A 4,064-nucleotide genomic window follows, 5' to 3' on the forward strand; every position below is an offset into this window, starting at 1 on the left:
ATTTAATAATAATAAAAATATTAAAATAACTATTAATAAAAATAAAAGTACATATTACTAGATTTAAATCTAATAATATGTACTAGTTACTATACTATCCTTGAATCATAATTTCTAATATAGTATAGAAATATTATTCTTAAGAAACTTATGCATTTCTTTTAAAATTATATTAAATATTTTATTCTGAAAGGGTAAGATCTAATGTTTTCGTATCCTTGCCTCTATAAACTTCTACCTTTACGGTATCTCCACTTACATGCTTACCTTTTAATTCATTTAATTCGTCCATAGTTTTTATTGTCTTACCGTCAAATTTTGTTATTATATCTCCAGCTTGAATACCTGCTTTCTGAGCTGGGCTAAAGTCTTGAACTTCTGCAACTAAAACTCCAACGGGTACGTTATTTTCCTTAGCAGTTTTCTCATTTACATTTCCACCTTTTATCCCTATTTTTAATATAGGTTTTAAAAGAGTATCAAGCTTTGGCTTTATTTCATTTATAGGAATTGCAAATCCCATACCTTCAACTCCAGCCTGACCTGTTTTTAATGTATTTATTCCTATAACTTCCCCATTAGCATTTATTAAAGGACCACCACTGTTACCCTTATTTATAGCTGTATCTGTCTGTATAAACTTAAGAGTAGTTCCATTTTTATCTACAGCAATATCTCTGTTTACAGCACTAACTATACCTTGAGTTACTGTACCTAAGAATTCACGTCCTAAAGGATTTCCTATAGCTATTACCTGTTGTCCTGGAGTTGTGGCATCAGAATCTCCAAGGGTTGCTACTGCTGGCATCTGAACATCATCTGTTATTTGAACTATGGCTACGTCTCTGTTAGCATCATAATTTACTACCTTTGCATTAACTTCTCTTCCTGTTCCATTTTCATTTAATATTACTTTAACCTGTTGAGCTCCTTCAATAACATGATAATTTGTAAGTACGTATCCTTCTTCATTTATTATAACCCCTGAACCTATTCCTTCCATTACTTGCTGACCAAATAATATATCTCCACTTACACTTTTAGTAGATACTCCAACTACTGCTGGCCCTACTTTTTGCACCACTTCTGGTATGCTCATTGCTTCCTTATCTGATGTAAATTCTGGTATTGGTCCTGTATACTGGTTTCCTTTTAAACTCTTGTATAATTCAGTATTTTTAAATCCCTCATATCTAGGTAAAGCGTATAATAATGTACAAGTTGTTATGATTCCTCCAATAATGGCACTGGCAACTCCCATTGCTATATAAGGCATAAATCCTCTTTTTTTCTTAGGCTTTTTTTCATAAAGTGGTGATTTATTAAAATTAAATTCTTCACTGCTTTTTTCTTTACTTTTCTCTTCATTAGATCCCATCATAATAAAATCAGGATTATCATTATTATTATTATTGTTATTGTTATTAAATTCTTTATCCATATTAAAGACCTCCTTGTTTTCTCTCTACATAGTATATCCTTGCTATGGTTATATAATAACAACTCTTTGTGTCAATTTTATGTCAAAATTAAAATTAGCCATAAAATATTTAATTTCATGGCTAATTTATATAATTATTATAGTACGTTTAAAATAGCATAGTATACACTCTTAACTTATTTACTAACAAATTCGTTGATTTAAGCTAATATATAAGACAATTTTACATATAGAAACTATACGTTATTTTAAATATTCAGGTTAGTTTTACCAACTAATAAAAATATTTATATTTTAAATTATTTCCCTTTCCGCTCCCTCAATAATCTCCTTAGGATAATTTAAATATTTTAAAAGCTTTATAGCATTTCTTGTCTTACATACTCCCACCTTTAACTTATAGTCAAAACTTAGTCCCTCTGTTTCACTCATACCTTCTTCGAAATGATAATTTTCATATCTTCCATCCGTCATTACTGTAAGTTCTAAGTCATGGGTCGCAACCATGGCTAAGGCTCCTTTGTTTATGATATATATTAAGATCTCTTTTGCTGCCTTTACTCTCTCTACAGGGTTTGTACCCTTGAATATTTCATCTATAAAACAAAGAACATCATTATGGCTTTCTATTACCTTTAATATCCTATTTACCGCCTTTGCCTCTCCTAAATAATAGCTCTCTCCTCCTTCGATATTATCACTTATACTTATGGAGGACATAATTCTAAAGATTCCACCTTCATATTCCTTACATAAAGTAGTATATATACTTTGAGATAGTATAGCATTAATTCCTACTGTTCTTAAATAAGTAGACTTTCCTGCCATATTAGACCCTGTTAATATTATTCCCTTTGGTCCTAAAGTAATATCATTAGCTACTCCTTCTAAAATTAAAGGATTTAAGGCTTCCTTCGCCCTTATAAGTCTTTCGTTTTCTTTTAAATTAGGTTCACTATAATAAGGAAGGTTCTCTCTATAGTAAGCCACTGAACTTAAAGCATCTATCTCTCCTATAATACTATATAGTTCAATTAATTTTGATTTTTTATCTTCTATGTTTGACATAACCTTAAAATAACTTCTAACTTGAAATAAAAATAAAGCGTTTAAGTAATCTCCTATTGCATCTAGTCCCTCTAGTCTTCCTATGGTAGATGAATTTTTAAGAACCACATCACATAACTTTATATTGTCTTTTAATTTTTCTGTATAGGATTTAATACATTTATTATCTATAGATGATATATCTTTACATGCCTTTGCCACATCCGAAAGATAGTCTATAGATAGTACTTTTCCTTGAATTTTTTTATTTATTTTATAATGAACCGTCATATTTATAGATGATATTATAGTCAATAAAAGAAGTCCATTATAGCCTATTACAACCATAGATAGCATTGAAGCAATGGCCATTAAAGATAATATGTTATACATTATAAGACTTCCCTTAAAATTTCCCTTTTCCTTATAATAAAGTATATCTAAAATATTCCCTTGTACTTGTTTCCCTAAAGTAGCAAATACTGACCTAACTTCTTTAAACAGATTTTTATTATGTTGAAACTCTTTTATTATATTATTTCTTTCCTCTAGAAAGTCTTTACTAAGGCTTAACCTTCGTAATATATCATATAATTTATGCTCTCCTGCCGTTGACAGGGTTAAATCTAGACTAGAAAAAACCTTATCCATTTCAAGGTCACTCCAGGTTTGGTCGTCTATATAAAATTCATTATTATTTATATTTTCTTTAAGAAAATATTCTTTTATCTTCTTAAAATCCCTTTTTCTTTTTTTAAGATCTTCTAATGTGTAACTTAATACTGTCTTTCTCTCTCTTCTCTCGTTAAAATGATTATATACTATAACTCCCATAACTACTGCCATAAGAAAAGCACCAAATCCCCATTGTGGCATAAAATCTCCCCCTAATCTTCCTTCTTTTTAAATATCAGTGTATTAAATGCAGTTCCATTATGATTTTTGGTATTTTGAGGTACTACATTTACAAGCTCCCATCCCTCTTTACCTAAGGTATTAAGTTCATCTTTACTTACTCATTTACCTTAGGTAGTTTTTTAGTTACACTTTTTATTCCATTTATTACTGCATCGGATCTTTCTAAAGGTATAAATACATTCTCATCCTCTAATATATTTATATCACTTCTCTCTGAAAGATTTAGAAGCTTTTCCTGCTCCTTAAGCTCTTCTCCTTTTTTAGATGTTATAACCATAAGAGGTATGTCCCCTAGAGCATTCTCTTTTAAAAATGAAGTGCTATTTACCCCTTTAAGTTCTCCTATATAAGTATTACAAAAATCTCCTGATACCCTATAGTTTCTATATATGGTTTGCTCTTCTTCTTTAAGATTGTTCAAAAATCCTTCTTCATATTCTAAAAGATTTAATTCATCTAAAAATCTTGTAATTCCCACATTAGATAAAGTACTTTGAAGTTTTAAGGCCATTACTTTATTTTTTTTATATTTTTCAAATTCTTCAGATCCTACCATAGTTTCTGTATAACCATCTATTAAAACTACAGCCCCCACTTCATCCTTATAGAGATTTATAAATTCATTAGTTACAGCACTACCATATCCATGGCTTACCAT

At 29.6% G+C, this 4,064-nt stretch carries 2 protein-coding genes and 2 pseudogenes; all 4 read right to left on the reverse strand.

Features of this window, described 5'->3' with window-relative positions:
- Positions 1-181 precede the first annotated feature (181 nt).
- Positions 182-1,441, reverse strand: coding sequence for a S1C family serine protease (locus AB2369_RS12110; RefSeq protein ID WP_367666733.1), 1,260 nt, complete (start codon positions 1,439-1,441; stop codon positions 182-184).
- Positions 1,442-1,735: 294 nt separating this feature from the next.
- The gene (locus AB2369_RS12115) at positions 1,736-3,364 is read right to left on the reverse strand and encodes a DNA mismatch repair protein MutS (protein ID WP_367666734.1); all 1,629 of its coding nucleotides are present in this window, start codon (positions 3,362-3,364) and stop codon (positions 1,736-1,738) included.
- Between the two features lie 11 nt (positions 3,365-3,375).
- Positions 3,376-3,483: pseudogene (locus AB2369_RS12120) on the reverse strand (hypothetical protein); the annotation flags it as partial.
- 17 nt (positions 3,484-3,500) lie between these two features.
- A pseudogene (locus AB2369_RS12125) lies at positions 3,501-4,064 on the reverse strand (hypothetical protein); the annotation flags it as partial.

This window comes from Clostridium sp. (assembly GCF_040797585.1).
Lineage (GTDB): Bacteria > Bacillota > Clostridia > Clostridiales > Clostridiaceae > Clostridium_Z.